This is a genomic window from Bradyrhizobium sp. USDA 4538, from assembly GCF_024171045.1.
In the GTDB taxonomy this organism is placed as follows: domain Bacteria; phylum Pseudomonadota; class Alphaproteobacteria; order Rhizobiales; family Xanthobacteraceae; genus Bradyrhizobium; species Bradyrhizobium australafricanum.
On the sequence record NZ_JALJZE010000001.1, the window covers coordinates 2,020,147 to 2,043,861 of the forward strand.

The 23,715-nt window shown below is 61.0% G+C and carries 14 protein-coding genes and 8 pseudogenes; 5 read left to right on the plus strand and 17 right to left on the minus strand.

Annotation, left to right across the window (positions count from 1 at the left end; genetic code table 11):
• Window positions 1–53 precede the first annotated feature (53 nt).
• Together J2R78_RS08860 and J2R78_RS08865 are read left to right on the plus strand one after the other, a co-directional pair.
• Window positions 54–476, plus strand: coding sequence for a transposase (locus tag J2R78_RS08860; RefSeq protein ID WP_253609784.1), 423 nt, complete (start codon window positions 54–56; stop codon window positions 474–476).
• Between the two features lie 232 nt (window positions 477–708).
• Window positions 709–861, plus strand: a pseudogene (locus J2R78_RS08865) (transposase); the annotation flags it as partial.
• A gap of 90 nt (window positions 862–951) precedes the next feature.
• Here the strand turns inward: J2R78_RS08865 and J2R78_RS08870 are convergent.
• The 6 genes and pseudogenes from J2R78_RS08870 to istA all read right to left on the minus strand — a co-directional run bounded on the left by J2R78_RS08870 (window position 952) and on the right by istA (window position 5,364).
• Window positions 952–1,377 carry a transposase gene (locus J2R78_RS08870; RefSeq protein ID WP_256558825.1) on the minus strand — a complete coding sequence of 142 codons (426 nt, stop codon included), beginning with the start codon at window positions 1,375–1,377 and terminating at the stop codon, window positions 952–954.
• 308 nt (window positions 1,378–1,685) lie between these two features.
• Entirely contained in the window at window positions 1,686–1,970 is a 285-nt protein-coding gene (locus tag J2R78_RS08875; protein WP_375167004.1) for an ATP-binding protein, read from the minus strand.
• Between the two features lie 238 nt (window positions 1,971–2,208).
• Window positions 2,209–3,230 (minus strand): annotated as a pseudogene (locus J2R78_RS08880) (IS110 family transposase).
• Window positions 3,231–3,279: 49 nt separating this feature from the next.
• Window positions 3,280–3,528, minus strand: coding sequence for an ATP-binding protein (locus J2R78_RS45320; RefSeq protein ID WP_375167115.1), 249 nt, complete (start codon window positions 3,526–3,528; stop codon window positions 3,280–3,282).
• Window positions 3,529–3,623: 95 nt separating this feature from the next.
• A pseudogene (locus J2R78_RS45325) lies at window positions 3,624–3,809 on the minus strand (AAA family ATPase); the annotation flags it as partial.
• Between the two features lie 15 nt (window positions 3,810–3,824).
• Window positions 3,825–5,364: pseudogene (gene istA, locus J2R78_RS08895) on the minus strand (IS21 family transposase).
• 307 nt (window positions 5,365–5,671) lie between these two features.
• Here istA and J2R78_RS08900 point away from each other — a divergent pair.
• Window positions 5,672–5,845 carry a hypothetical protein gene (locus J2R78_RS08900; RefSeq protein ID WP_225649129.1) on the plus strand — a complete coding sequence of 58 codons (174 nt, stop codon included), beginning with the start codon at window positions 5,672–5,674 and terminating at the stop codon, window positions 5,843–5,845.
• Here the strand turns inward: J2R78_RS08900 and J2R78_RS08905 are convergent.
• From J2R78_RS08905 to J2R78_RS08920, 4 genes and pseudogenes are all read right to left on the minus strand, one after another.
• Window positions 5,840–7,036 carry an IS91 family transposase gene (locus tag J2R78_RS08905; protein WP_253603944.1) on the minus strand — a complete coding sequence of 399 codons (1,197 nt, stop codon included), beginning with the start codon at window positions 7,034–7,036 and terminating at the stop codon, window positions 5,840–5,842. The genes J2R78_RS08900 and J2R78_RS08905 overlap by 6 nt on opposite strands.
• Window positions 7,037–7,894 (minus strand): annotated as a pseudogene (locus J2R78_RS08910) (tyrosine-type recombinase/integrase). It abuts the gene before it with no gap.
• 585 nt (window positions 7,895–8,479) lie between these two features.
• Complete coding sequence (locus tag J2R78_RS08915) at window positions 8,480–15,457, minus strand: shikimate kinase (protein WP_253603946.1); 6,978 nt, start codon at window positions 15,455–15,457, stop codon at window positions 8,480–8,482.
• Window positions 15,436–16,002, minus strand: a complete 567-nt coding sequence (locus tag J2R78_RS08920) for a hypothetical protein (RefSeq protein WP_141713704.1) — start codon at window positions 16,000–16,002, stop codon at window positions 15,436–15,438. Before J2R78_RS08920 ends, J2R78_RS08915 begins: the two co-directional genes overlap by 22 nt.
• Before the next feature lie 943 nt (window positions 16,003–16,945).
• On the opposite strand from J2R78_RS08920, the pseudogene J2R78_RS08925 reads away from it, so the two are divergent.
• Window positions 16,946–17,275, plus strand: a pseudogene (locus J2R78_RS08925) (transposase); the annotation flags it as partial.
• 427 nt (window positions 17,276–17,702) lie between these two features.
• On the opposite strand, the gene J2R78_RS08930 reads toward J2R78_RS08925, so the two are convergent.
• From J2R78_RS08930 to J2R78_RS08945, 4 genes and pseudogenes are all read right to left on the minus strand, one after another.
• Complete coding sequence (locus J2R78_RS08930) at window positions 17,703–17,873, minus strand: hypothetical protein (protein WP_253588012.1); 171 nt, start codon at window positions 17,871–17,873, stop codon at window positions 17,703–17,705.
• Window positions 17,870–18,016 carry a hypothetical protein gene (locus J2R78_RS08935; RefSeq protein WP_253588013.1) on the minus strand — a complete coding sequence of 49 codons (147 nt, stop codon included), beginning with the start codon at window positions 18,014–18,016 and terminating at the stop codon, window positions 17,870–17,872. Before J2R78_RS08935 ends, J2R78_RS08930 begins: the two co-directional genes overlap by 4 nt.
• 97 nt (window positions 18,017–18,113) lie before the next feature.
• Window positions 18,114–18,704 (minus strand): hypothetical protein, encoded by a 591-nt coding sequence (locus J2R78_RS08940; protein WP_253588014.1) that lies wholly within the window; start codon window positions 18,702–18,704, stop codon window positions 18,114–18,116.
• 182 nt (window positions 18,705–18,886) lie between these two features.
• Window positions 18,887–20,230 (minus strand): annotated as a pseudogene (locus J2R78_RS08945) (IS5 family transposase).
• Window positions 20,231–20,466: 236 nt separating this feature from the next.
• Here J2R78_RS08945 and J2R78_RS08950 point away from each other — a divergent pair.
• Window positions 20,467–21,408, plus strand: a complete 942-nt coding sequence (locus J2R78_RS08950) for an IS630 family transposase (protein ID WP_141343507.1) — start codon at window positions 20,467–20,469, stop codon at window positions 21,406–21,408.
• Window positions 21,409–21,693: 285 nt separating this feature from the next.
• On the opposite strand, the pseudogene J2R78_RS08955 reads toward J2R78_RS08950, so the two are convergent.
• From J2R78_RS08955 to J2R78_RS08965, 3 genes and pseudogenes are all read right to left on the minus strand, one after another.
• A pseudogene (locus tag J2R78_RS08955) lies at window positions 21,694–22,155 on the minus strand (transposase); the annotation flags it as partial.
• Between the two features lie 161 nt (window positions 22,156–22,316).
• On the minus strand, window positions 22,317–23,306 hold the full coding sequence (locus tag J2R78_RS44990; protein ID WP_309145042.1) for a reverse transcriptase domain-containing protein: 990 nt from the start codon (window positions 23,304–23,306) through the stop codon (window positions 22,317–22,319).
• A 51-nt stretch (window positions 23,307–23,357) separates the two neighbouring features.
• Window positions 23,358–23,612 carry a hypothetical protein gene (locus J2R78_RS08965; RefSeq protein WP_253588016.1) on the minus strand — a complete coding sequence of 85 codons (255 nt, stop codon included), beginning with the start codon at window positions 23,610–23,612 and terminating at the stop codon, window positions 23,358–23,360.
• Between the last annotated feature and the right edge of the window lie 103 nt (window positions 23,613–23,715).

Genomic DNA, 23,715 nt, shown 5'->3' on the forward strand with positions numbered 1-23,715 from the left:
TCCAACCTTATCCCCTTATTCGCACTGTCCGTGAATCCCACACCCTGCACCAAATGTGCGGAAGAACCCCTGATTGTCGCGCTATAATCCGGGTAGATCTGGCGAAGAATGTCTTCCAGCTCCACGGCGCATCAACAACTGGGCATCTCAAGTTTCGAAAGAAGCTGTCTCGGCCACAGTTCAGGAAGTTCATGGCGGAGCACTTAACGGCAATGGTGGTGATGGAAGCTTGCGGCAGCGCTCACTATTGGGCACGAGAGATGGTTAAGCTCGGCCATGAAGTTAGACTGATCGCGCCGCAATACGTGAAGCCTTTCGTGAAGCGCCAAAAAAACGACGCGGCTGATGCCGAAGCAATAGTAATCGCTGCACAGCGCCCAGAGATGCGCTTCGTCGAGCCGAAATCGGAAGAGCAGCAGGCCAGAGCAATGTTGTTTCGGAGTCGGCAGCGGCTTGTTCGTCAGCATACTGATTGAGTCAACGCATTACGTGCTGCTGTTTACGAATTTGGTCATGCCGTCCCATAAGGCATCGAACAACTTAAACGCATTGCCGCAATCCTCAAGGAGCCGAACGTCGATCTGCCGGAACTAGTTCGGGAGGAATGCTGGAGTCTCATTGATCAAATTACCCAGAAGACGGAATGCCAAGACAGAGCAACTCAAGAAGTTGGCGGCGCGGACTCGAGCGGCGCGCCGGCTGCAAACAATGCCAGGAGTCGGTCCGCTGACCGCGCTGGCGATCGAGGCTTTCGCGCCCGACATGACAACTTTCAAATGTGGTCGAGACTTCGCAGCTTGGCTCGGCTTAGTCCCGCGGCAACATTCCTCCGGAGGAAAGGAAAGGCTTGGGCGCGTTTCGAGAGAGGGACAGGCGGACATTCGCCAATTACTTATCGTGGGGGCTATGTCGCGAGCGAACTGGCTGGGGCGCAAGTCGATCCCCAAAGGCTCATGGCTTGCGCAGATTCTCGTCAGGAAGCCACGCATGCTGGTGGCGATCGCCCTGGCGAACAAGAGTCGCCAGTTCCACCCCCGGCTCGCCCCGGATGCGCGCCCCGTTCACCTCGATCTCGACCACTCCACAGACCTTGGCCGGCGGCGTGGCAATCTCCACGGGCTTCGTCTGTACCGGCGAAATACACTCGGACTTGCCAACCCTCCCGCCATCGCTCTCGGCGCCAATTTGGATAGGCACGAAATTCTGGGCTTTGCCGGCCAGCGCCGCCGCTACCTGGCGTCGCCACACCGTGAGCAGTCCGCGAGAAACGCCATCGCGCCGCGCCACCTCGGAGATGTTCGCCCCCTCCTCAAAGCTCTCTGCCGCGATCCGGGCCTTCTTCTCGCTCGTCCGTCCGTCGCCGCCGGCGATCCCCAGTGATCACTCAACGCGGCGATAAGAGTCACCTTCCTGCCTGGCATGCGCATTCCAGGGATGGTGATCAGGTGTTCTAGGCGATGGTGATCACGGATTCCAGTGATCGTGATCAGGTTCGGAGACGAACACGGCTGACGGGTTTATGCGTGCTGGAAATGGCCTCCTGGTCAAGGCTGGCGGGCTGGCTTGGAGATCGTTCCGACGGTCCATGGGAGGGGCCGTGCGCGGCGCGGAGTGCCCCCACGAGCGACGGAGCGACGCGCACGGGAGGGGCTTGTGGACCGGCGGAGCGATCGTGCGCGAGGTACTCACGGCTTTTTCTTTTCGCCAGCCTGACGCCGCAGACTGTCGCCTTTGAGCTCGAGGCGGTGCGCATAGTGAATGATGCGGTCCAATATCGCATCGCCCAGGGTGGGATCGGCAATGACGTCGTGCCATTGCGACCCGGGGACCTGACTTGTGATCAACAAGGATCCCTTGTCGTAGCGATCGTCGACGATCTCAAGCAGATCACGGCGCTGGTCGGCGGTGAGCGGTTCGGGTCCCCAGTCGTCATATGTGGACGGCCTCTGATGGCAAGCACAATTTGGCACTTCGAACGACTTGGACGGCTGCGATCGTATGTCCGGCCTTTAGCGTGGATCATATCTCCGCGGGCCCTGATGAAGTCCGACAACCAAGGGGTCACATCAAGGATGCGAGCTTTGGAGCTCACACGACTGGTCGGGGTTTTCCTGGTTTTCGGTGGCGACCGTTGTCTTTCGTCATGCCTTTCTTGCACTTACCAAGCTTAGAACTCTTTGATTTGGACGCGGCTGGCGAAACTGACGCTCAGGATTTCGCGAACATCTCGGTGCGAAAGCATTCTCCGGTTCTCATCATTGCCCAGATGATCCGAGCCAGCTTGTTGGCAAGGGCAACGGTCACAAGCCGCGCCGGCTTTTTCGCCAACAGCCCGACAATCCAGTCGCGCAAGCCGCCGCGGCTTTTTCCACAACGTTTAGAAGCGATGTTGCTCCGAGAACCAGTAGCTTCCTTATATATCGATTACCCGCCTTGGTGATGCTTCCGAGAGTCGGTTTACCCCCACTCGAAATTTGCCGTGGCGTCAGCCGCAGCCAGGCAGCAAAATCCCGCCCCGAATTGAATACGCTTGGGTCCGGTACACTGGCTGCAATTACCGAGACAACAAGCTTGCCAATGCCGGGAATTTCGCCGAGCGAACGGCTCGTCTCGCTTCGCGCGTGGGCCTTGGCGATCTCCCTCTCTAGATCATCGAGCGCGCTTCCGAGCGCATCAATTTGCTGACCGAGAACCTTTGCAGCCATGACAGCGGCGTCCGGAAGAGTCGTGTCGCCTTCTGCAAGGCCTAAAAGCTCGTTGACGCGGCCGGTGCCCTTGGCGACGACAAGTCCGAATTCGGCTAGGTGGCCGCGTAGAGCGTTTACGCTCATCGTTCGCTGTTTGACGAGCAGCTCGCGCGCCTTGTGCAGCATCAGGGTCGCTTGCTGATCAGCGCTCTTGACCGGCACAAAACGCATTGCAGGTCGCGAGACTGCTTCAGAGGTGGCCTCCGCATCCACGGCATCGTTCTTACCTCGCTTGACATAGGGCTTTGTGTAGGCTGGCGGCATCAGTGACACATCATGCCCCATGGCCTTCAATTCGCGCGCCCAATAGTGCGCTGAGCCGCAAGCTTCCATGCCAACGCGGCAGGGCTCGATCTTCGAGAAAAACTCGCGCATTGTCCGGCGCGTCAGCTTGCGCTTTACGGCTGGTGCATCCTCGCTAGATAGCGCGTGAACCTGAAAATAGTTTTTGGCGAGATCAACGCCTATTCTGATAAATTTCATAGCGGACGGTCTCCCTTCTTTGTGGCGCTCTGGCGACCACGCCTTGGCACTATGATGCCGTTGAGGTGAGGCCGTCCACACCATCAAGGATGAGGAGATTGACGCGCTCGAGCGCGGTGATCAGGCGCGCCAGACGGCCTTCGCCGCGCGCCTGGGCGAGATCGGCGAACAGGCGGGATGCCCGCTTGTAGAGCACGGAGAAGCCGTTGCGGCAGGCCTTGTTGCCGAGCGCACACGCAAGCCAGGACTTGCCGGTGCCGGTTGGGCCGACGATGACCAGATGGTTGGCATCACGGATCCATTGGCAGGTGGCGAGGGTTTGGAAGAGCGAACAAGGCCGCGGGCGGTGCGATAGTCGACGTTCTCGATGGCGGCGGCTTGACGGAGTTTAGCACTGGTCAAGCGGCGCGTGAGGCGGCGGTTGTCACGGGCGGTGACCTCGCGATCGACGAGGAGGCCGAGCCAATCGGCGTGCGGCATTCCGGCCGCCTCGGGATTGTTCTGCAGTTCGGCGAGGGTATCGGCCATGGCGGCGAGGCCGAGGGCGCGCAAGCGATCGACGGTGGGGTGAATGAGCATGCTGGTCTCTCCTGATCAATTGTAGTAACTGCGGCCACGAATGTTGGCGTGGAAGAGGATGGGCGCCTCCTCGGCGGGCGGAGCGGTTCTGTCGGTGCCGTTCTTGCGGATGGCAGCGACCGATTTGTACGAACGGGCGTTGAGCAGAAGGGCACGGGCACAGGCGGCGTCGACGCGCTCCTGGCCATAGCGCTTGACCAGTCCGAGAATGCCGATGGCTGAGCGGAAGCCCTGTTCCGGATGCGGCCGCGACCGCAGGATGACATCAATGAGAGTGTCGTCGTCGGGACCGACCTTAGCGGCTTCCGAACGAATACGCTCATGGGTCCAGTCCCGATAGCGGCGATGCGAGCTCGGCATATGCTCGGAAATCGTGGTCGGGCGATGCGGCAAGGTGCTGCGCAGATGCGAGGCCACGCGCTTGCCACGGAGGAAGACCTCGACGGTTTTTTGGGTGATGCGAACCTCGAGCTCCCGATGCACGAGGTTGTGAGGAACGCTGTAGTAATGCTTGGTGATCTCGACGTGATAATCGAGGTTGACCCGGCAGCGCTTCCACTCGGCATACTGGTACGGTTCATCCGGCAAGGCAGTAAGCGCCGGACGATCAAGCTCCTCGAACAGCTCGCGCCGACTTCGCCCCCAGCTCCGGAGAGGTCGACGGTTCAGTTCGATAAGGAGGCTATGGATTGTCTCGTTAAGGGCGGCGAGCGAGAAGAAGCGGCGGTTGCGCAGACGCGCCAGAATCCATCGCCCGACGATTTGGACCCCGACCTCGACCTTGGCTCTGTCGCGCGGCCGATATGGCCGCGCCGGAACGATGGCGGTGCGGTAATGGCGGGCGAGATCGGCATAGGTCCGGTTGACCATCGGCTCGTGAAAGCAGGCCCTGATGATGCCAGCCTTGAGATTGTCGCTCACCGTCTGTCGCGCCACGCCGCCGAAATAGGCAAAGGCCACGAACGTGGGAGGCGATCCAGTCCGGCAGGCTCTGGCTGAGGCTGGCCTCGGCGTAGGTGTAGTTCGAGGCGCCGAGCACGGCGACGAAGATCTGCGTGCTGCGCACCTCGCCGGTGAGCCCGTCAACCACCTCCATGGTGTGTCCGGAATAGTCGACGAACAGCTTCTCGCCAGCGACATGGACCTGGCGCAGGGTCGGCTTGAGGCGGCCGGCCCATTCCTTGTAACGCTCGCAGAACCACGAATAGCTGAAGCTGTCGGCACTTGCGTCGCAATACTCCTCCCACAACAGCATCAGCGTAACGTTCGGGCGCCGCAGCTCGCGATGCACGAGTGCCCAATCCGGCTGCGGACGCTCGTCGCTGGGCCGATCGGATGGTGGCGGATACAGGCGGTTCTCGAGCCGGACATCGTCATCCAGCTCCGGAGGCAACGGCCAGGCCAGGCCGGCGCGGCGGGTTCGGTTGAGGTACTTGCTGACCGTGCCCGGGGCCAAGCCAAGGCTGCGGGCAATGGCGCGTTGCGACATGCCGACGCTGTAATGCAGGCGTAGAACTTCACGAATGTGGCGCATGGACAGTCTCTCGGTCGGCATCTCGATCCTCTGCGGTTTAGGCAAAAGACCAAGCTACCCGGGTTACAGACTGTCAGCGGTATGCGCCTCCTGGTTGCCCCGATCATGATCGCTGGAAATAGCGATCACGATCGGCTGGAAATGGTGATCACGATGCTCTGGAATCTTTAGGGTTGAGCTGGGTCGCGCTTGAGGATGCGCGACCCAGGCACGAGCGCGACGCAGCTCAAGCCGGGTTGAACGAAGCCGCGGGCCGGGAGGTCAAGCGGTTATGGGGATTGAGGGCGCCGCAGACGTGCGCGATCCGCGATCAGTTGGGGATGGGTAAATGGACAGATTGGTGCGCAGCCGAGTCGGCTCGGCCGGCTCGGTGTGCAATAAGAGCGGAATCGTGCTTGCAACGGCAATTGCAGCATGGCTGGGCGAGCACCGACCCGCTGTCGGCCAGAGCGGTGGTAGCAGTGATATCGGCGAAAACTATCGTGCGCGATTGGGTTCATGAGGTGTCCGGCGTCCGATTACCCCGACGAGGTCCGGGAAGGATCTCGATAACGACCATGCGGCTTCCGCAACAGGGACATGGCGGTCGTTCGGATGTGTCTGCGACTGCGCACGCAGGCTGCTGCTCGGGCGCCTGATCAGCAATCGAAGGTGGCGTTGCCGCAAGCAAGCGACGGATCAGCATGAGCTTGGCACGGCGATGCCCGTTAGCGAGAAATCCATAGTGGCGGATGCGCTGGAAACCATCGGGCAGGACGTGCAACAAGAACCGGCGTATGAACTCGTCGGCCGCGAGCGTCATCGACTTCATCCGTGCTCCGTCGCGATAGTCGCGCCAAGAGAAGGTGGCGCCGTCATTATCGACTGCGAGAAGCCGGTGATTGGAGATGGCAACGCGGTGCGTGTAGCGAGCCAAATAGGCGAGAACCTGCTTGGGGCCGGCGAAAGGTCGCTTGGCGTAGACCAGCCATTTGATGCGGCGCAGCGACGTAAGGACTGTATCGAACGCTGAATGATCGCTGAGGTGCTTCAGATTGCCGAAGAAACGCAGCTTGTCGGCACGATAAGCAGCCCTCAGCTTCTCCAGGAACAGCCGGCGGTAGAGACGCGACAGCACGCGCACCGGCAGAAAGAAGCCCGGTCGGCAGGCGATCCAGCGATCGCCGTGCGCCGACAGCCCGCCGCCCGGCACGATGCAGTGGACGTGCGGGTGATGGGTCAGCGTCTGGCCCCAGGTGTGCAGCACCATGATCGCACCGATCTCAGCGCCGAGGTACCGCTTGTCGGCCGCAATCGTCTTCAAAGTCTCAGCCGCTGCCTCGAACAGCATCGCGTAGACGGTCGCCTTGTTGTGATAGGCGATCGCCGCCACCGGCGCCGGCAGCGTGAACACCACATGGAAGTACTCGACCGGCAACAGGTCGGCAGCGCGGGCGCTGAGCCACTCGCGGGCTGCCGTACTCTGGCACTTCGGGCAATGACGGTCGCGGCAGCTATTGTAGGAGATCCGCTGGTGCCGGCAGTCGACACAGCACTCGACGTGACCACCGAGCGCGGCAGTCCGGCACGCTTCGATGGCGCCCATCACGCGCAGCTGGGATCGGCTGAGGTGCCCGGCGTGGGCGACGCGGAACGCGTGGCCGTGCTGGCGGAAGATGTCCGCCACCTCGAACGCCGGACGTGCGCCGGGCACCTACTCGGGCCGAGATCTCAATCGCGCGTCGAGATCGTCGAGCGGACTTCTGGCCCGTGCGATCAGATTGGTTGCGACTTGCGTGTAGCGCTCCGTCGATGACAGTCGCGCATGGCCAAGAAGGACTTGGATGAGCCGGATATCAGTCCCGCGCTCGTAAAGGTGAGTAGCAAAGCTGTGCCGCAGAACATGTGCCGTCACCCGCTTATCGAGGCCGGCATGTTGCCGAGCTCTGCGGCAAGCCTCTTGCAGCGTGGCGACGCTCACCGGATCGTCCGGATTGCGCCCCGGAAACAGCCAATGGCGCGGTTTGGCCAGACACCAGTAGGATCGCAGGATGCTGAGCAGCCGCGGCGACAGCATCACGTAACGATCCTTGCCGCCCTTGCCGGCGGTGATCAGGATCAGCATGCGCTTGCTGTCGATCGCGCTGGGCTTCAGGCGGCTGACCTCGCCGACCCGTAGCCCGGCAGCGTAGGCCGTCACCAGCGCAACGCGGTCGCGCAGGGCCGGTACAGCCTCCAGGAAACGGGCGACTTCCTCCGCACTCAGCACCAGCGGTGCTTGATCGGCTCGCGGGCCGAAATAATGTTCTCAATCGCCTCCTTGCGCCCGAGCGTCACCGCATAGAAAAAGCGCAACGCGCACGTCACTTGGTTGATGTGAGTCCACGACCGCTTCAACCCGATCAGGTGCAGTTGGTACGCGCGCACCTGCTCAAGGCCGAGCTTGTCAGGTGATCGGCCGAAGTGTCGGCTAAAGTTCGCAACCGCGTTGCTGCGTCGACGGTGATAAGTTGCGCAGCGTCATATCCTCGATCATGCGGCGGCGCAGCGGGCTCGAACTCATCGTGGCCATGAGGCACTCCTGGATTAAGAGGAACGGACTTGCGGCCCAATCCTCTCAAACAGATGCCTCTCAGATAAATGGCCTCGCCCTCCCGCGCAGCGGGTTCGTTCAATGGGTGATCACGATGGCCTGGAATCGGTGATCACGATCCGCTGGAACACGCACCTGGCATCAAGCATGGCATTTGCCATCGCGCCACCTCCACCGATCAGCTCTTGCCAGCCGGTATCGCAGACAAGCTTCGTCACTGCGAGGTGAGGCCCTCATGCCGGTTACCATTAAAAGGGTTCATTCCGCGCTCCGATTGAGCCATCTGAACGGCTCTCGGGACTTCCCCCCTCTTATGTTAACAGGTCGATTTTGCGACAAGCTGACGAGACCCAGGTAGCCTGTCCCGCGTTCAGCAGGAGCACCTCTGCCGCGGCGAGAATGGCCTGCTTGGCTCGGCGCGAGCGACGACCTTCTTGGCGACCGCGTTGGTGGCCGAACTAGAATCCCTTTTGCCGCTTGATGAATCCGTTTCATCAGGGTCACGAAGCCATGCGGATTTAAAAGGTGCGATCGCTGCGACAATCAACCTGGTGAGCGGCGAGATCACGGTGCCGCGCTCATGATATTGGACGGTATCCGCTCCGCGCTTGCCTCGCCGCAAAGATGGGCATGCAGCGCGACCAAGCATTGATCCGCGCTCCTGTTATTACGCTTTCCCGGGACGATGGTGAGATCGGCAAGTTGATAGAACGGTTCGCGATCGCGGATCAATTGCGTGATCTTGTCCTCCCGGTCCTCGGTCTGCAACAGCGGGCGGGTGATGTCACGAGCAAGGCGCTTCCTGATCTCACCCGCGTCGGTATTGAGCCAGATCGAGACCCCTTTCTTGGCGACGCGGTGCCGCGTCTCCTCACGCATGAACGCGCCGCCACCAGTGGCGAGCACCGTGGGTCCCCGCTCGAGACACTCCGCGATCAAACTCGCCTCGAAGTCTCTGAAGTACTGCTCCCCTTTGGTCGCAAAAATCTCCGTGATCGACATGCGAGTCATCGCCTCAATCTTTTTGTCGGTGTCGATGAAAGGCAGCCCTAGTCTTCGCGCAAGATGTGGGCCGATAGTGGATTTGCCGGAGCTGGGCATGCCGACGAGCACGATCGGCCGGCCGTCGAGGGCAGCGACAACTTCCTTTGCAGTCGGTGATCGCTCGGGCGTCGCGGTCTGTTGGGCAGATCGCAACCCGAGGGTTGCGCCGACGCCAGCTGTCCGCGCCCCTTCGATCGAAAAGTGGGGAATGTTTCTGACACCCTCCGGTATCGCAACTTCTTTGCAGACCTCGCGCACGCGCTGGGTGAGCTGCTCCATCTTACGGGGATCCGGTGCATCGCCTCTGCGCCGTCGCTGGAGTTCCTTGTACGTGTCGTGATTGGCAATTTTGGCCTTGTAGCTGCCCGGCGTATGGAACTCCGCCTCGAATCGGTAGCCATCCGGCGTGGCGAGCACAGTCTTCATGCCGACAAACGTCGGAGCGCTCATCCTGAACCAGTTGGTTGTGCTGATTTCGGCGTAGCCTTGCTCCTCAAACGCCAGAATGCCTTTCGTGAAGGCACGTGCAAAATCCTTGTCGGGCACTTCGAAGACATGGCGCACGGCGCTGCTGATCAGCAGTGAGGCGCCTTCGGGGGCATCATTCACCTCCATGAGTTGGTCTCTGAGGGAGCTTTCCGATCTTAACCGACGGTCGAGATGGGGCATCTTCACATCGATGCCCAACAGCTCAAGGTCCTTGGCAACCTGACGTGCTGCTACAGTGATCTCCTTCTCTTCGGCTGCGGCGCGCGCGACCTCGATTTGGGCGCGCTCTGAAGCCTGCTCGCGAGTTAGCGTCAACGTGATGGCAGAAGCCTCGGCAGGCTGTCGGCCAAAGCCAGGCAGAATCCCTTTCTCCGCAGCAAGATGAATAGAGGCCTCCATGATTGAAGCTGCCAATGTGGGATTGTCCTTCAGATCCTCCAGGGTCGTGTCGACATTGAACCGTCCGTGGTTGAGGGTCGCCGCCATGCTCTTGACATAGGGCACGGACTTCAGGCCTGGCGTCTGCTGCAGGAGCCCCTGGAGCCATTCGCTTTTCTTCATGAAGAGCTGGACACTCGTGTCGGACTTGAAGGCGTCCGTTCCGACCTTGATCCCGAGGCTCAGAAGATTGCTCGCGCTTTGCACGAGGTCATCGGCAATGTACCCATCCGGCCGCGGAGTGATGCGCGGAGGATAGTGGTCGAGCAAGGACTGGATGCGGTCGCGTGGGTGAGCGGCTGCCGGATAAGTCTCCGCCAGGCTTGGGAAAAGCTCCGCAAGCGCTGGGCTCACAGTCAGTTTAGTGTCGCTCACGCTTTCGGATGTTTCGGGCAGCATCTGCTCAGCTGTGCTCGCTGCCCACGCCTCGAGGTCGTTGACGAGCAACTCGGCAATTTCGTGGGCGACTGCATGGTCTGCAAGCTTGATCTCGGGCCTCGCTCTATCGAGCATGTGCTCGACATCCTGGGCGCTCACCTGCTCCTTGGTCAGCAATTGACGGATGTCGCGCTGAAGTTCGTGATGAAACCCCTCGTAAGTTCCAAAAACCGCGCGCTCAGCAAACCAACGCCGTGCTTGATGGGATTGCGCCAGAAAGCTCCGCTGCAGGCCGCTATAAATTTCCAACGCGTTCCGCGTCGCCGCGAGGATCTGGCTGGCACGACTGAATTGGTAATTGTTGCCCTCGATCGCCGGGGTATACGACTTCGGCGGCTTGAGCGAGCGAACTCCGCGAGCTTGTTCCTTCTCATCGAACTGGCGAACATGCTCATACAGCTGCGGCCGATCGCCGATGATAACGACGGTATCCCCGTCGAAGTCGCCGTCGAGCTTTTTCTGCTCGCCGGTCGGGACTGCAACCAACGACCCCGGAGCGAACACTTCGGTCGCCTGCAGGATACCCACACAGTCGACCGGCGTGTCTACGTTTGCACGGTCTTTGCGCTCGGTCCAGCTCGAATGGCACTTGACGTCTTCGGCCGACATCACCAGCCCGCGGTCCGCGTAGTTGGCCGGCCACATCCCATCCGGCACCACGATCAGAATGCCTTTGGCAAAGAAGCTCGGGTCGTGGGCCGCCAGCTCCTCCTGCGACTTCTGGGCGACACTGAAACTGTATTGCATGGCCACGCATCTATCGAGGAATGCCGCAGTCGGATCCCCGTCAGCTGCCGACCTGACTCGCTCGGCGGCGAGTGGGCGAAGGTTAGGCTTGTCATAGGGAGATCGCCCGATCAGCACGCCCCCCGTTCCCGTTAACGTCTCACTCTTGCACTTCGGCACATGGAGGTAATCATCACTGGACGGGACGGCAACGCCACCGGGAGCATCGATGTGGCCTGCCGTCACCATGCGAAACAGCTGCTCGCCTATCAGGCTTTCCCCTCCTCTGCTGTCCAGCCAGCTCTTGGCCTTTTCGCGAGCCTCGTCGGCCACCTGCTCACTGCGCGGATAATGTTGCAACGCCGAGGCAGGAACGGACGATCTCCTTCCCTCACCATAGGCCGGCATTCGATCGGGGCCTTCCTGGGGGCCGGCCCGGCGAATAGCGAGCATACGTTCGGCGAGCGAGGCCTTGATAAAGCCACAGCCATCATGCGGTCGCAAAGCAATCGGGCCTTCCGGTCCAGTCAATTTGAACGGATGCTCCTCGTTGGTAGGGCGGTCTGGCGTCAGCAACAGCTTGAAGGCGCCCTCCAGCGCGTAATCGTGAGGGCCCAGATCCTTGATTGCGGGTGGCGCCGCAAACCCCCTGCGCTGAGTGTACCAATAGGCTTCCTTGAACGGGGCCCAGGCCCGCAACAGCTTCTCGAATGACGTCCCCGGCGCGGTTTCGGCATAGGGAATGGCGAGCAGTTTTCCCCCCGAAGACGGTGCTGCCGGTCCGCCTGGAGTATGGGCGGCGATTTCGAGCACGGTCGGTCTTGGTGCTTTCAACTTGCTGCCGCCGAACAGGTCCATGCGGTACGGCACCCCCTTGTAGGTGAGCGTGCGCGCCAGCATGAGGGCGCTCGGCTTTGCCGGCAGCTGGACGGCGACCACCTCGATCGCGCCTGAGGTCAGCCGATGAAAAACCGAGTATCGTGTCTCGGACTCTGTGGCCAGTGGCCGTCCTTGCATGTCCACCACCGGCAACCGCATCAGACCCGCTTCGCCCTGTGGGGGCCTCGGCTCGTGATCCATGGCTCGCAATACCTCGTGGACATCGAATGTGGACGCAGGATATTTGTCCCGGATCGTTGCCGCGTTTTGCTCGACGAATGTGTCGAGCGCATCGACCGGGCTCTCCGCCTCGATCTGTGCGATCAGGTTCCAGCTCATGTTGGAAAGATCGCCCTGGATGAGGTCGCGCGTGCCGGCCAGGATCTCTTTGGTACCGTGCCGCAGCTCTTGCTGCCTCTTCCGCAAATCGGCCTTCTTGCCCTCGATAACCGGTCGCTTGAACATGTTCGCCAGGACTGCACGAGCCTTGAGCATCTGATAGATCGAGAGGGCAGGATTGCGACTCGCGCGCGGCCCACGGATGCGCTCTGCCGCGCTTGTATTGAAGTGCGCCTCGATCTTTTGCTCCACGACCGGCTGGAGATCGTTCAGCAAGTGGAGAGCCACTCTGCGGTGCCAGCGCAGGTGCGGGCTGCGCGCCAGCGGCACCAGCGCGGCACAGAGATTGCCCATGGTTTCGAGGTTATTCTCAGCGGCAAAACCAGGGGCACGATGCAATTCGTTGAGCCGATCCAACCCGGTCGAGGCGAGCGAGCCAAGATCTTCGAATAGTCGAGCCTTCGCCAAGGCCTTGAAAATGGTGGCGATAGTCAGAACGTCGCCTTGCTCCAGCCGATCATTGTCATAGTGCAGGTGATGGGCCAGCTGATGCAAGCGATCCTTCAGCAGAGCGGTCTCTGTGATCTCTCCCGCGTCTTCCCCTCTCGTGATACCTCGCCCCAGGGCATTGGCGATCATGTTGAACTCGGGCGTCGTGAAGGCACCGAAGCGTTGACCGCCCCGGCCTAGTCCGCGCGCGATGTCCACTACCGCCCGGTGACACGCCGGGTCGTCCGGCCACTTGCTGAAGCCATTCATCAGATATGCCATCTGCTGCGGCGTGAAATCGGAGAGCGCGCGGCGACCGACCTCACCCGCGATCACGGCTGCGGAATGGCAAATGTCCTCGTCTTCCGGCCACTTGCTGAAACCGTTCACCAGGTTCGCCAGCTCCTGCTCATTAAAACGAGCGAGCCGGCGGCCGTCGTCACAGACCTCACGGGCGATTGCGAGGACGGCCCGGCCGGCATCGTCCTGGCCCGGCCACTTGCTGAAACCGTTCACCAGGTTCGCCAGCTGCTGCTCATGAAAACGAGCGAGCTGGCGGCCGTCGTCACAGACCTCACGGGCGATTGCGAGGACGGCCCGGCCGGCATCGTCCTGGCCCGGCCACTTGCTGAAACCGTTCACCAGGTTCGCCAGCTGCTGCTCATGAAAACGAGCGAGCTGGCGGCCGTCGTCACAGACCTCACGGGCGATTGCGAGGACGGCCCGGCCGGCATCGTCCTGGCCCGGCCACTTGCTGAAACCGTTCACCAGGTTCGCCAGCTGCTGCTCATGAAAACGAGCGAGCCGGCGACCGTCGTCACAGACCTCACGGGCGATTGCGAGGACGGCCCGGCCGGCATCGTCCTGGCCCGGCCACTTGCTGAAACCGTTCACCAGGTTCGCCAGCTCCTGCTCATGAAAACGAGCGAGCCGGCGGCCGTCGTCACAGACCTCACGGGCGATTGCGAGGACGGCCCGGCCGGCATCGTCCTGGCCCGGCCACTTGCTGAAACCGTTCACCAGGTTCGCCAGGTCCTGCTCATTAAAACGAGCGAGCCGGCGGCCGTCGTCACAGACCTCACGGGCGATTGCGAGGACGGCCCGGCCGGCATCGTCCTGGCCCGGCCACTTGCTGAAACCGTTCACCAGGTTCGCCAGCTCCTGCTCATTAAAACGAGCGAGCTGGCGGCCGTCGTCACAGACCTCACGGGCGATTGCGAGGACGGCCCGGCCGGCATCGTCCTGGCCCGGCCACTTGCTGAAACCGTTCACCAGGTACGCCAGCTCCTGCTCATGAAAACGAGCGAGCTGGCGACCGTCGTCACAGACCTCACGGGCGATTGCGAGGACGGCCCGGCCGGCATCGTCCTGGCCCGGCCACTTGCTGAAACCGTTCACCAGGTTCGCCAGCTGCTGCTCATGAAAACGAGCGAGCTGGCGACCGTCGTCACAGACCTCACGGGCGACTGCGAGGACGGCCCGGCCGGCATCGTCCTGGCCCGGCCACTTGCTGAAACCGTTCACCAGGTTCGCCAGCTGCTGCTCATTAAAACGAGCGAGCTGGCGGCCGTCGTCACAGACCTCACGGGCGATTGCGAGGACGGCCCGGCCGGCATCGTCCTGGCCCGGCCACTTGCTGAAACCGTTCACCAGGTTCGCCAGCTGCTGCTCATGAAAACGAGCGAGCTGGCGGCCGTCGTCACAGACCTCACGGGCGATTGCGAGGACGGCCCGGCCGGCATCGTCCTGGCCCGGCCACTTGCTGAAACCGTTCACCAGGTTCGCCAGCTCCTGCTCATGAAAACGAGCGAGCCGGCGGCCGTCGTCACAGACCTCACGGGCGATTGCGAGGACGGCCCGGCCGGCATCGTCCTGGCCCGGCCACTTGCTGAAACCGTTCACCAGGTTCGCCAGGTCCTGCTCATTAAAACGAGCGAGCTGGCGACCGTCGTCACAGACCTCACGGGCGATTGCGAGGACGGCCCGGCCGGCATCGTCCTGGCCCGGCCACTTGCTGAAACCGTTCACCAGGTTCGCCAGGTCCTGCTCATGAAAACGAGCGAGCTGGCGGCCGCCGTCACAGACCTCGCGGGCGATTGCGAGGACGGCTTTGCGGATATCCTCCTGATCCGGCAACTTGCTGATGCCGTTCAGCAGCAGTGACAGATTTTGACTGTTCAGCTTCTGAAGTAGTCGGCCTTCTTGGTCGAGACAAAACTGGGCGATTCTGATCACCCCATTGCGGCATTCCGCCGCCCGGAGGTTCCGACCAAACGATAATGCGAAGAGCGAAAGCGCATTAGGGTCGACTTTCGTTATTAACGCATCTTCCAGCTGCGACAGCCGAGCTGCCAAGGCCCTGCAAGCTTCCACACCTGCACGACCACCGGCTTCTCGGCTCACCACGTTGCATGTTGTGGCGTACCCCCATGATCGCCCGGCGCGGATGTTTTCCTCCAGGCGCGAAACGAATTCAGTCTTGAAATCAACGGCGGCCTTTTCCAGAAACCTTTCATGGTCCTCCCGGTCCGCCTTTCGCAGCCTCTTGTCATGCTGCACCACTGCAGTTGAGAACGCACGGATGTCGCGAACGTGATCAAGGTCCCTCAGAGCTGCATTAAGTTCATCCGCACGTCTATAAGGACGCGCCAAGCTTGCAGCCCGGACGCTCTCGGCGCCTATATCTTCGATACGCTGCATTTTTGGTCCAGCACCCAGGTCAGGCACGGATTGCCTATGTCGAGAGAGCGCATCTGTCTGCGAGCTGGTAGCGGCTTGATCGCCTCGCCAGTGGTCGCCGCTTGAACGCCAGCTTGCTCCCCCAGGTACTCCGTCAAGATAGGATCCATACGGTCGTTCGGAGCTCGCACCTTGGACCCTCTGCGCGGCGACATCGTCAATGCGCTGCCTTCCTGGTCCGCCACTTCGGTCAGAGATGGATTGGCCATGCGGCGCCAGCCCGCCGGCGCGATCGGCGCGCCGACGGTCGCCATCCGAAGACGACGGGGCAACTTCCAGATTGGCTGCGCCACGATAAGTTCGATGGGCTCGCTCCGAGCTTCCAGGCTGAATTGGCTGCGCAGCGACACCGCCGATGCGCGAGCTTCCTGGCCTGTCACCCCGCTCGGAGGCGGATGGTGTATCTGGCGGGAGCCCACCTCTCTGCGAGCGCTCAGCCGTTCGGTCGGCACGCCACTGATTGCCATCAGAGTGCGCCAGGCGTGTTTCCTGATTTGCTGCGCCATTATAGGTACGATCGCTTCGTTCCGCACCTTCACGCTCGATTGGCTGCGCAGGCGCGTCGGCGACGCGCCATCTTCCTGGTCTGCTACCTCGCTCAGACACGGACGGCGTATCCGGCGGGCGTCTACCCACGTGCGAGCTTTGAGCCTCTCTATCGTCGCGCCAGAACTCTTCGCCACGCGGATGCGAGGCGCCCGCGTTTCGACCTGGTCTCCCACTGTAAATTCCATAAGGTCGCTGCGGGCCTGGGCCTAGGACACTCTGCGTGGGCACATCGTGGACGTGTCCCACTTCTGGTCCGTCTCCGCCGTGCGATGGGAGAGAGCGTCCTAGCGAGCCTTCCGCCTCTGGATCGTCGCGACGCACTTCCTTATCAGATCGCGACGAGCCGGATCCCGGCAAGGAGCCGAAACGACGACGGCTCCCACCGATTACGCCATGCAGCGCAGCCCCAAAGAGTCGATGTGCGCTGGCGGGAGGAGCGGCAAATCGGCCTGCACCGCTGGCGCGCTGCGCGCTGCGCGAGTATGAAGCATCTGAATCCTGAGGCTCAGAGCGCGTCTGCTCCACAACGGAACTGAATGATCGGCCCTCTTCGCCGGGGGCACAAGCCGATCTAGCGCTAGAACCGTCAGCGCCTTGACCTTCATCGGCACCAAATTCCGAAATGGGCGATGTGCCGCGCTCGTCAATGCGCCTCATAATCCTTCTCCAATGTAGCAGAAACTGTGCAGGCTGCCCTCACGAGCGCGATAGCCACGTGCCGGCTCGACCACTTGTCCTCGTCTTGGCTGACAGAGCTGGCTGAATGGGCGCCGGATTAGCAACGGCTGAGCGCATGATTTCGTCAATTGGATGACCCTTAGTGTCCGACCGAAAAATAAGTTGAGTGATATCAGCGAGTTCTGATTCCATTGGTGTTGCGAAGCATCAAAGGGATCGAGAATGTGGACTGATATCACCCGGGCACAGTTTGCCCGAGAGGAGCTGCGTTTGCCAAGCGGCTGGACGGATGCGGAATGGGGCGTGCTGGAGAGGTTGCTTCCTGTGCGGGCCAAGCGCGGGCGGCGCCCGAAATGGAGCTATCGTGACATCGTCGAGGCGGTGCTCTATCTGTTGCGCGGCGGGTTGCCGTGGCGCATGCTGCCGCCCACTCTGTTCCCACCAATGACCACGGTGCAGTACTATTTCTACCAATGGCGCGACAGCGGATTGTGGCAATCGATCAACCACGCACTCCTGATGTTGGCGCGCGAGGCGATCGGCCGGGAAAGCAGAACATAGTACAATAGGTACAACTTGACGCGAGGTCCGATTCAAGCCCCTCCGATCTGTATCGCGCGGATGTGTTGAGGCTGTTGAGCGATCGCACTAGGCGGCCGAGCAAGTGAGCCCTCATCGACCAACGTCCGCGTCAGTGATGGCGAAAGGTCGAAAAGATGGATGGATGTCAATCGGCCCTTTAGCTGCGGGCTGTTTTCAAGCTGCCATTCTTTCTCTCCCGTGGCACGCTGGTGGCGATTGCTCCCTCGGAGCCGGGTCGGGGTTGCGGAGACGGAGTGATCGCGGTTCGGCGAGACGATCGCCTAGCGTGACTGGATAATCGATGCGTCCTACTATGGCCCAATACTCGTCAATGCTCCGCTGTACACAAACGTTAGCGGCTGATCAATTGAGGTATTGGTCACAACAGGCCGGAACGTCAAGGCGCGGCCATCGTGTTGGTCTGCAATCTTGCCTCGCCCAACCGTCCGACAAACTCCACTTGCGCTCGGTTACCGAGATCGCGACGTGCACCACGAAGCGCGGACACTTTGAACAGCCATGCGGCTTTATCATCGTCGACGCTCGAGGCATCGACAGCGAACGTCATTTTGACAACACTTTCTTGCCCGCCTTGAACGCTTCCTGATCTTTCGGGTCGGCAAGCTCAAACCAAGAGCCGGGTGCATACGTGGCGATAAGCGTTGCAAAGAACGATTGTGCCTCCCAATCTTGCCCTTCGCGCTTCTCCAAAATGATGACTCCGTCACGGGTAAAAGAACTAGGTCCGGGAACATTGCAGTCGACCGAAAGTTCGACCCGCCACAGCCCGCCCTTCGTGGCTTGCTGCTCATCTATTTATTGTCGGCGAGTAATGCACTCCAATCGGCTCGCCGATAGTGCAGCGGCCACGCCGCAGGAGATCGCCCAATTTGCCCTGCGCGGTGGTTACGAAGTTGAAGTTGGCGGGATTATGCAGAAAGCGACGGTTCACGCCACTTTCGTCGTTTGTGACTTCGTCCGCAATGAGCGAGAGCGCGAACGCCTGCCAGCCTAGTTCCATCGGCTTTGCATAAGGTGCCACAATTTTCGTTGCGCCATCGGGCGCCACCTCCCACGTGACCGTGTACTCTTCCTTTGCTTGATGGGCCCGATGTTTAGCCCACGAAAAGATAACTCGCTCGCCCGAGTGGGTCTTTTGACCAACCTCCCATCCCCGGGGGATGAAGTGTGCTACCTTCGAGACCTTGGAAAAGATTTGCTCCGCTCTCTCACCATCCTGCGCTCGCCAGGTTGATTTGACCTTGTCGATAAGCGGATTGTCGCTCGTACGAACACCATCGCTCTTACCGGCCAGCCCACCCGGCAAAATGAACCATACGCCAAGGCCGACACAGAGGCCAAGACCGAGGCAAAACCAAAGCACGCGCCGATCGATCATTTTCGCTTCCCCGAGCAGGTGGTTCCTATATCCGTTGTTGTTCGGGGTCGGCGGCGACTTATGGAGCATGGCGACAATTCCTACGAGACCGGGTCGGGATTCAGTTCGGGATTGGAATCCGGAGGGAAAAGCGCGCCGTCGGCCCTATTTCACGCGTGGCCGATTGTTTAACTTGTCGTCCGTTAACAAGCGGGGTCGAGGGCGACTGGGGTTGCGAAGGCGGGCCAAAGAGCGATCAGGATGAAGCGCAAGAGCTTCCTGAGCCAGGCGAGGATGCGGCGGAAGTTGTGGCCCATGGCTGAGAGGACGACGTTGGCGGCGTCTCCTGGCGGCCCTTGAGGTAGCAGCGGCCGAGGTGACCTTCGGCCTTCAGGTGTCCGATGATGGGCTCGATGGCGGAGCGGCGGCGCAGCTCGCGCTTGATGACACCGAAGACGCCGCGCTTCTGGCCGGAGATGAAGACGCGACGGGATCTTGCGCGTCGTGGCCGCGGTATCCCTTGTCGACATAGGCGCGCTCGATCGCACAGCCGGTGAGTGTCTCGGTGCGGTCGATGGCGTCCCGCAAGGTGTGACCGTCGTAGGGGTTATCGGGCAGCGCCTTGGCGTGCAGCACGAACAGGCCCCCAGGAGCACGGCGGTTGTTGGTGACGATGGAGGCCTTCACCCCGAACTCGTAAGGAGCGCTAGCCTTACCCTTGCCGATGCACTCCACCTCCGGAGCATGGAAGGAATACAGCTTCCAGCCGCGCTGGCGCTGCTGCTGCGAACGGATCTGCGTGGCCCGGCTGAGCGGCAGTGCGAACGCGTTCTCGAGCGCTTCCTGCCCTTCGATCTTGCGGCGGATGTCGCGGATGATCCGGCCCAGTCGGCTACGCAGGATGCGCAACTGCCGCTGATGCCGCTTGAATTGCTTGGCATGGGCGTAGCGGGAAGCCATCATTGCCGCGGTCTTGGCAATGCGAAGATAGGATTGTCGCAGCTTGACCCCGTGCTTCCTCGCCAGGCGGTTGAGCCCCTTGATCGCCGCGTGCAGCAGCTTGGCATCGGTCGGGAAGGTGATGGCCTTCGGCTGCACGGTGGTATCGACCGTGACCCGCTTGAGGTCTTGGCTGCGTAACGCGCCGGTCTCGTGCGCCACCCGCAAACTCTCGGCCAGCAACAGTTCCAGCTTGTCGCCGAGCCGCTTGCGCCAGTGGCTCAGGTCCGAGCGCTCGTGCGGGAACGCTGCTGAAAGAACTCTTCGCCGGTGAAGTACTGGAAATACGGGTCGTGGACCCAGCGCTCGCACAGCCCCTCATCGGACAGGCCGTAAATGTGCTTGAGCAACAGCAGCCCGATCATGAAGCGGGTCGCGATGCCCGGCCGACCGTTCTCGCTATAGAGCGGCGCGATCTCGCCGTCGATCCAGTCCCTATCGACCTTGCCGGCGAGTTGAACCAGCTCGTGCTTCATATTGATGATTTGGTCCAGCCTGGCCCGGAATAGATCGCCCGATCCCGTCGTCCTGTGCTTCTTCGGTCGCATCGCCACCTCCGATGCGCCGACGGAATCATGACTGGCGATTCGACGGAATCCTGAAAATGAAATTGCAAGGTTCCGATGCCCGAAGCTTCAAAATCCTGCAATCGCAAAACAGTCCGCAACGACAAATGCGATTCTAGAGCGGTTTCCAGTTGAGGTGAATCGGAACAGTCAAAGGGGATTCCCACGGGCACGCAAATTAGATTCGGTGTTGCCCGCGACAACATGCGGGGCATGCGATGGCGAAGGGATACTCCAAGGACCTCAGGGTGCGTGCGGTTGAGCTTGTTGAGTCCGGCGAAAGCGCACGTGAGGCTGCGCGCATTCTCAATCTCGGCGCTTCGACTACGATCCGATGGATGGATCGTTGGAGGAAGACCGGAAACGTTGAGGCCAAGCCCGGCACCGGGCACAGCCGCTCGCCGTTGGAGCAGCACAAGCAGTGGCTGATCGAGCTGATCGCCGCGGAGCCGGACCTGACGCTCGAGGAGATCCGCGCGCGTCTGCGCTCTCAGAGAAAGCAAAAGGCCGGCATCGGTTCGATCTGGCGTTTCTTCGACCGTCACAGCATCACCTTCAAAAAAACACTGCACGCCGCCGAGCAGGATCGACCTGACGTCGCTGCCGAGCGTGCCGCGCTGAAAGCCGAGCAGCCCAAGCTGCGTGCACCGCGCCTCATCTTTATCGACGAGACTGCGGTCACGACGAAGATGGTCCGGCACTATGGGCGCTCTCCTCGCGGTGAGCGCCTCGTCTCTGGCGTGCCCCATGGTCACTGGAAGACGCTGACGCTTGTCGCCGCGCTGCGCATCGATGGCCTCACGGCGCCCTATGTCATCGACGGTGCAATGGATGGGCCCTCGTTCCTGGCTTATGTCGAGCAAGTCCTGGCGCCGACCTTGCGCAAGGGCGACATCGTCTTCATGGACAACTTGCGCACTCACAAGATCGCCGGTGTCCGCGAGGCGATCGAGGCTGTCGGCGCCCGCGTGCGTTATCTGCCGGCCTACTCGCCCGACCTCAATCCAATCGAACAGGCCTTCTCCCGGTTGAAAGCTGCGCTGCGCAAAGGCGCCACCCGCACGGTCCAAGCCCTGCTCAAACTCATCGGCAAACTCGTCAAGTCGTTTGCGCCGCAGATGTGTGCCAACTACTTTAGGCATGCTGGATACACCAGATGATCCACATCATGTGAAAAATGCTCTAGCTCAATTGCTTAGCCGATCTTCACGGACGACTAACTTACCGCAGGCCGATGGACGTGTTTCAAACGATCCAATATCTTTGAGCCTTCGCTGAACGATTTCGACCAAGATTGCTCCGCAAAATCCAGGTGGCACTTCAGTAGCTCAGACGGGGTTTTCGAGTCGGCAAGAGCTCTCAGAAAAGCAGCCTGGTCGTGCAGTGAGCTGGCTGCGGTTGTCTGAACAGCAATTCCGCGTCGATAAGTGGAGCTTGTGCCAGAGTTAGGCTGCCGCGCGGAACGGCAGCGGGTTGAAGTAAGCTTGATCCGGGGTGCCGCCGTCAAGGCTCGAGTGGGGACGCCGGCCATTGTAAAAGACGAGGTATCGGCCGATCGAGGCGCCGGCGTCGGACACGGTATCGTAGGCGCGCAGATAGACCTCTTCGTATTTGATGCTGCGCCATAGCCGCTCGACGAACACGTTGTCGCGCCATGCGCCCCGGCCGTCCATGGCGATGCGATGACTGGCGAGCACGCCGGTGAACGCGGCGCCCGTGAACTGCGAGCCCTGGTCGGTGTTGAAGATGTCCGGCTTGCCGTGGCGAGCGAGAGCGTCCTCCAGCGTCTCGACGCAGAATGCGGGTTCCATCGTGATCGAGACGCGCCACGACAGCACCCGGCGGCTGAACCAGTCGAGCGCCACCGCGAGATAGAGGAAGCCGCGCGCCATCGGGAGTGAAGTAAGAAGCGCGAGCGCGCTTCTCCTCCCCGGTAGGGTCGAGGACTGGCGCGCCAACAGGTCTCTCGACCGTGCCACGTTTCCAGCCCCCTCCACGTCGCACGCAGCATGCGGATTTCCCGCACTGCGCGCCCCCATTTGCTTCGCTCCAAGGCTTATGGGACCTATCATGCTGGGATTGCTTTCGTTCCGTCGCGCCGCACCCGATAGCTGTTGAACAGCCTCAGAGTGTCGTGCAACCACGGCCTACTCCACTGGTCCCAGCCGAAGCCCTGTAGTTTCCGGGCGTGCGCCAGATGGCGCCTGACCTTCTTCTCTACCCAATCTTTGATATAGCCGAAGCACTCACTGGAGTGCCCAACTGCGAAGTAGTTCACCCACCCCCGGAGCATTGGATTGATCAGGCTTATCACCCTCCCAATCGGTTGCGACCGGTGTCGGCGGAACACCTCCTTGACCGCCCGCAGCAGCGCCGTCCACTTTTTGAGCTTGGGCGTGTAATGCGGCCGCATTGCTCCGCGTAGACTGCGGAGATAGCGGAAGTCGAACCCCAGAAAGCCGAAGCTCTCACCTCGTTCCAAGTCGACAACGCGGCTCTTTTCATCATTGATCTCAACCCGCAGCTTGGCGAACTCTTCCCGTAACCGCTTAGTTACCGCTCCAATTAGCCAGTCATGTCGCTTGTAGGCATCAATCAAGACCACCAGATCGTCAGCGAATCTCGCATATTCGACGTAGGTGTACTTGCCACTGCGTGTGACTTCCCTTGCTCTTTCCAGCATCTTATCTACCTCATTGAGATAGAGATTACTGAGCAACGGCGAGATCACACCGCCCTGCGGAACGCCCTTCTTGCCAGAGGCCTTCAGCATAATCTTCAGGAGATGCATGATATCCGCGTCATCGATCCGTTGCGCCACCTTCTCTAACAGCCGATCGTGCCGGACATTGTCGAAGTAAGCTTTCAGATCAAAGTCGAGAACTCGCGTCTTCCGTTGGACTACTGCTTCAGCCACTCGCTTGATCGCATCATGTGCTGCCCGCTTGGGACGATATCCAAACGACCCCGGTTGGAAATCCGCCTCGAAGACAGGTTCGAGTATGAGCTTGAGCGCACCTTGCACCACTCTGTCGCGGATTGCAGGAATCGAGAGGATGCGGACTTTACCCCATCTTTCGGTATTTCCTGCCGTCGCGCGGGGAGTGGCTTATAGGTACGCCCGGTCAGTTCGTCCCTTAGCTGCAAGCAGCGACTCCACATCTCGCGCCTCGATGGCTTCGAACGTCACCTCGTCTATTCCCGGTGCGCCGTCGTTTTCTTTCGCCATCTCATACGCCGCGCGCAGAGTCTCCATCTTGCACACGTGGACGTATAGACCCCAGAAACGCCAGGACGGTTCAGCCTTCGCCTTGACGTATAGCCTCCGCCTCAGGTCCTGCAAATCGATGGACGCCTTTGTCATCTCGTCCTTGCCTTCCTTACGTTGGAGACGTCACAAATGGCAGGGCCCCTTTGCTCCACGGACATTACTCCGCTTCCTCGCTACTCCGAACCCAGCCGCCACC

What these genes read in the sequence shown, in the direction of transcription:
- J2R78_RS08930 (WP_253588012.1), bottom strand. Translation starts at nt 17,873, where the DNA reads ATGACGTTCGCTGTCGATGCCTCGAGCGTCGACGATGATAAAGCCGCA.
- J2R78_RS08950 (WP_141343507.1), top strand. Translation starts at nt 20,467, where the DNA reads ATGGCGAAGGGATACTCCAAGGACCTCAGGGTGCGTGCGGTTGAGCTT.
- J2R78_RS08900 (WP_225649129.1), top strand. Translation starts at nt 5,672, where the DNA reads ATGGACAGATTGGTGCGCAGCCGAGTCGGCTCGGCCGGCTCGGTGTGC.
- J2R78_RS08920 (WP_141713704.1), bottom strand. Translation starts at nt 16,002, where the DNA reads ATGGCGCAGCAAATCAGGAAACACGCCTGGCGCACTCTGATGGCAATC.
- J2R78_RS08940 (WP_253588014.1), bottom strand. Translation starts at nt 18,704, where the DNA reads ATGATCGATCGGCGCGTGCTTTGGTTTTGCCTCGGTCTTGGCCTCTGT.
- J2R78_RS08860 (WP_253609784.1), top strand. Translation starts at nt 54, where the DNA reads ATGTGCGGAAGAACCCCTGATTGTCGCGCTATAATCCGGGTAGATCTG.
- J2R78_RS08915 (WP_253603946.1), bottom strand. Translation starts at nt 15,457, where the DNA reads ATGCAGCGTATCGAAGATATAGGCGCCGAGAGCGTCCGGGCTGCAAGC.
- J2R78_RS08965 (WP_253588016.1), bottom strand. Translation starts at nt 23,612, where the DNA reads ATGACAAAGGCGTCCATCGATTTGCAGGACCTGAGGCGGAGGCTATAC.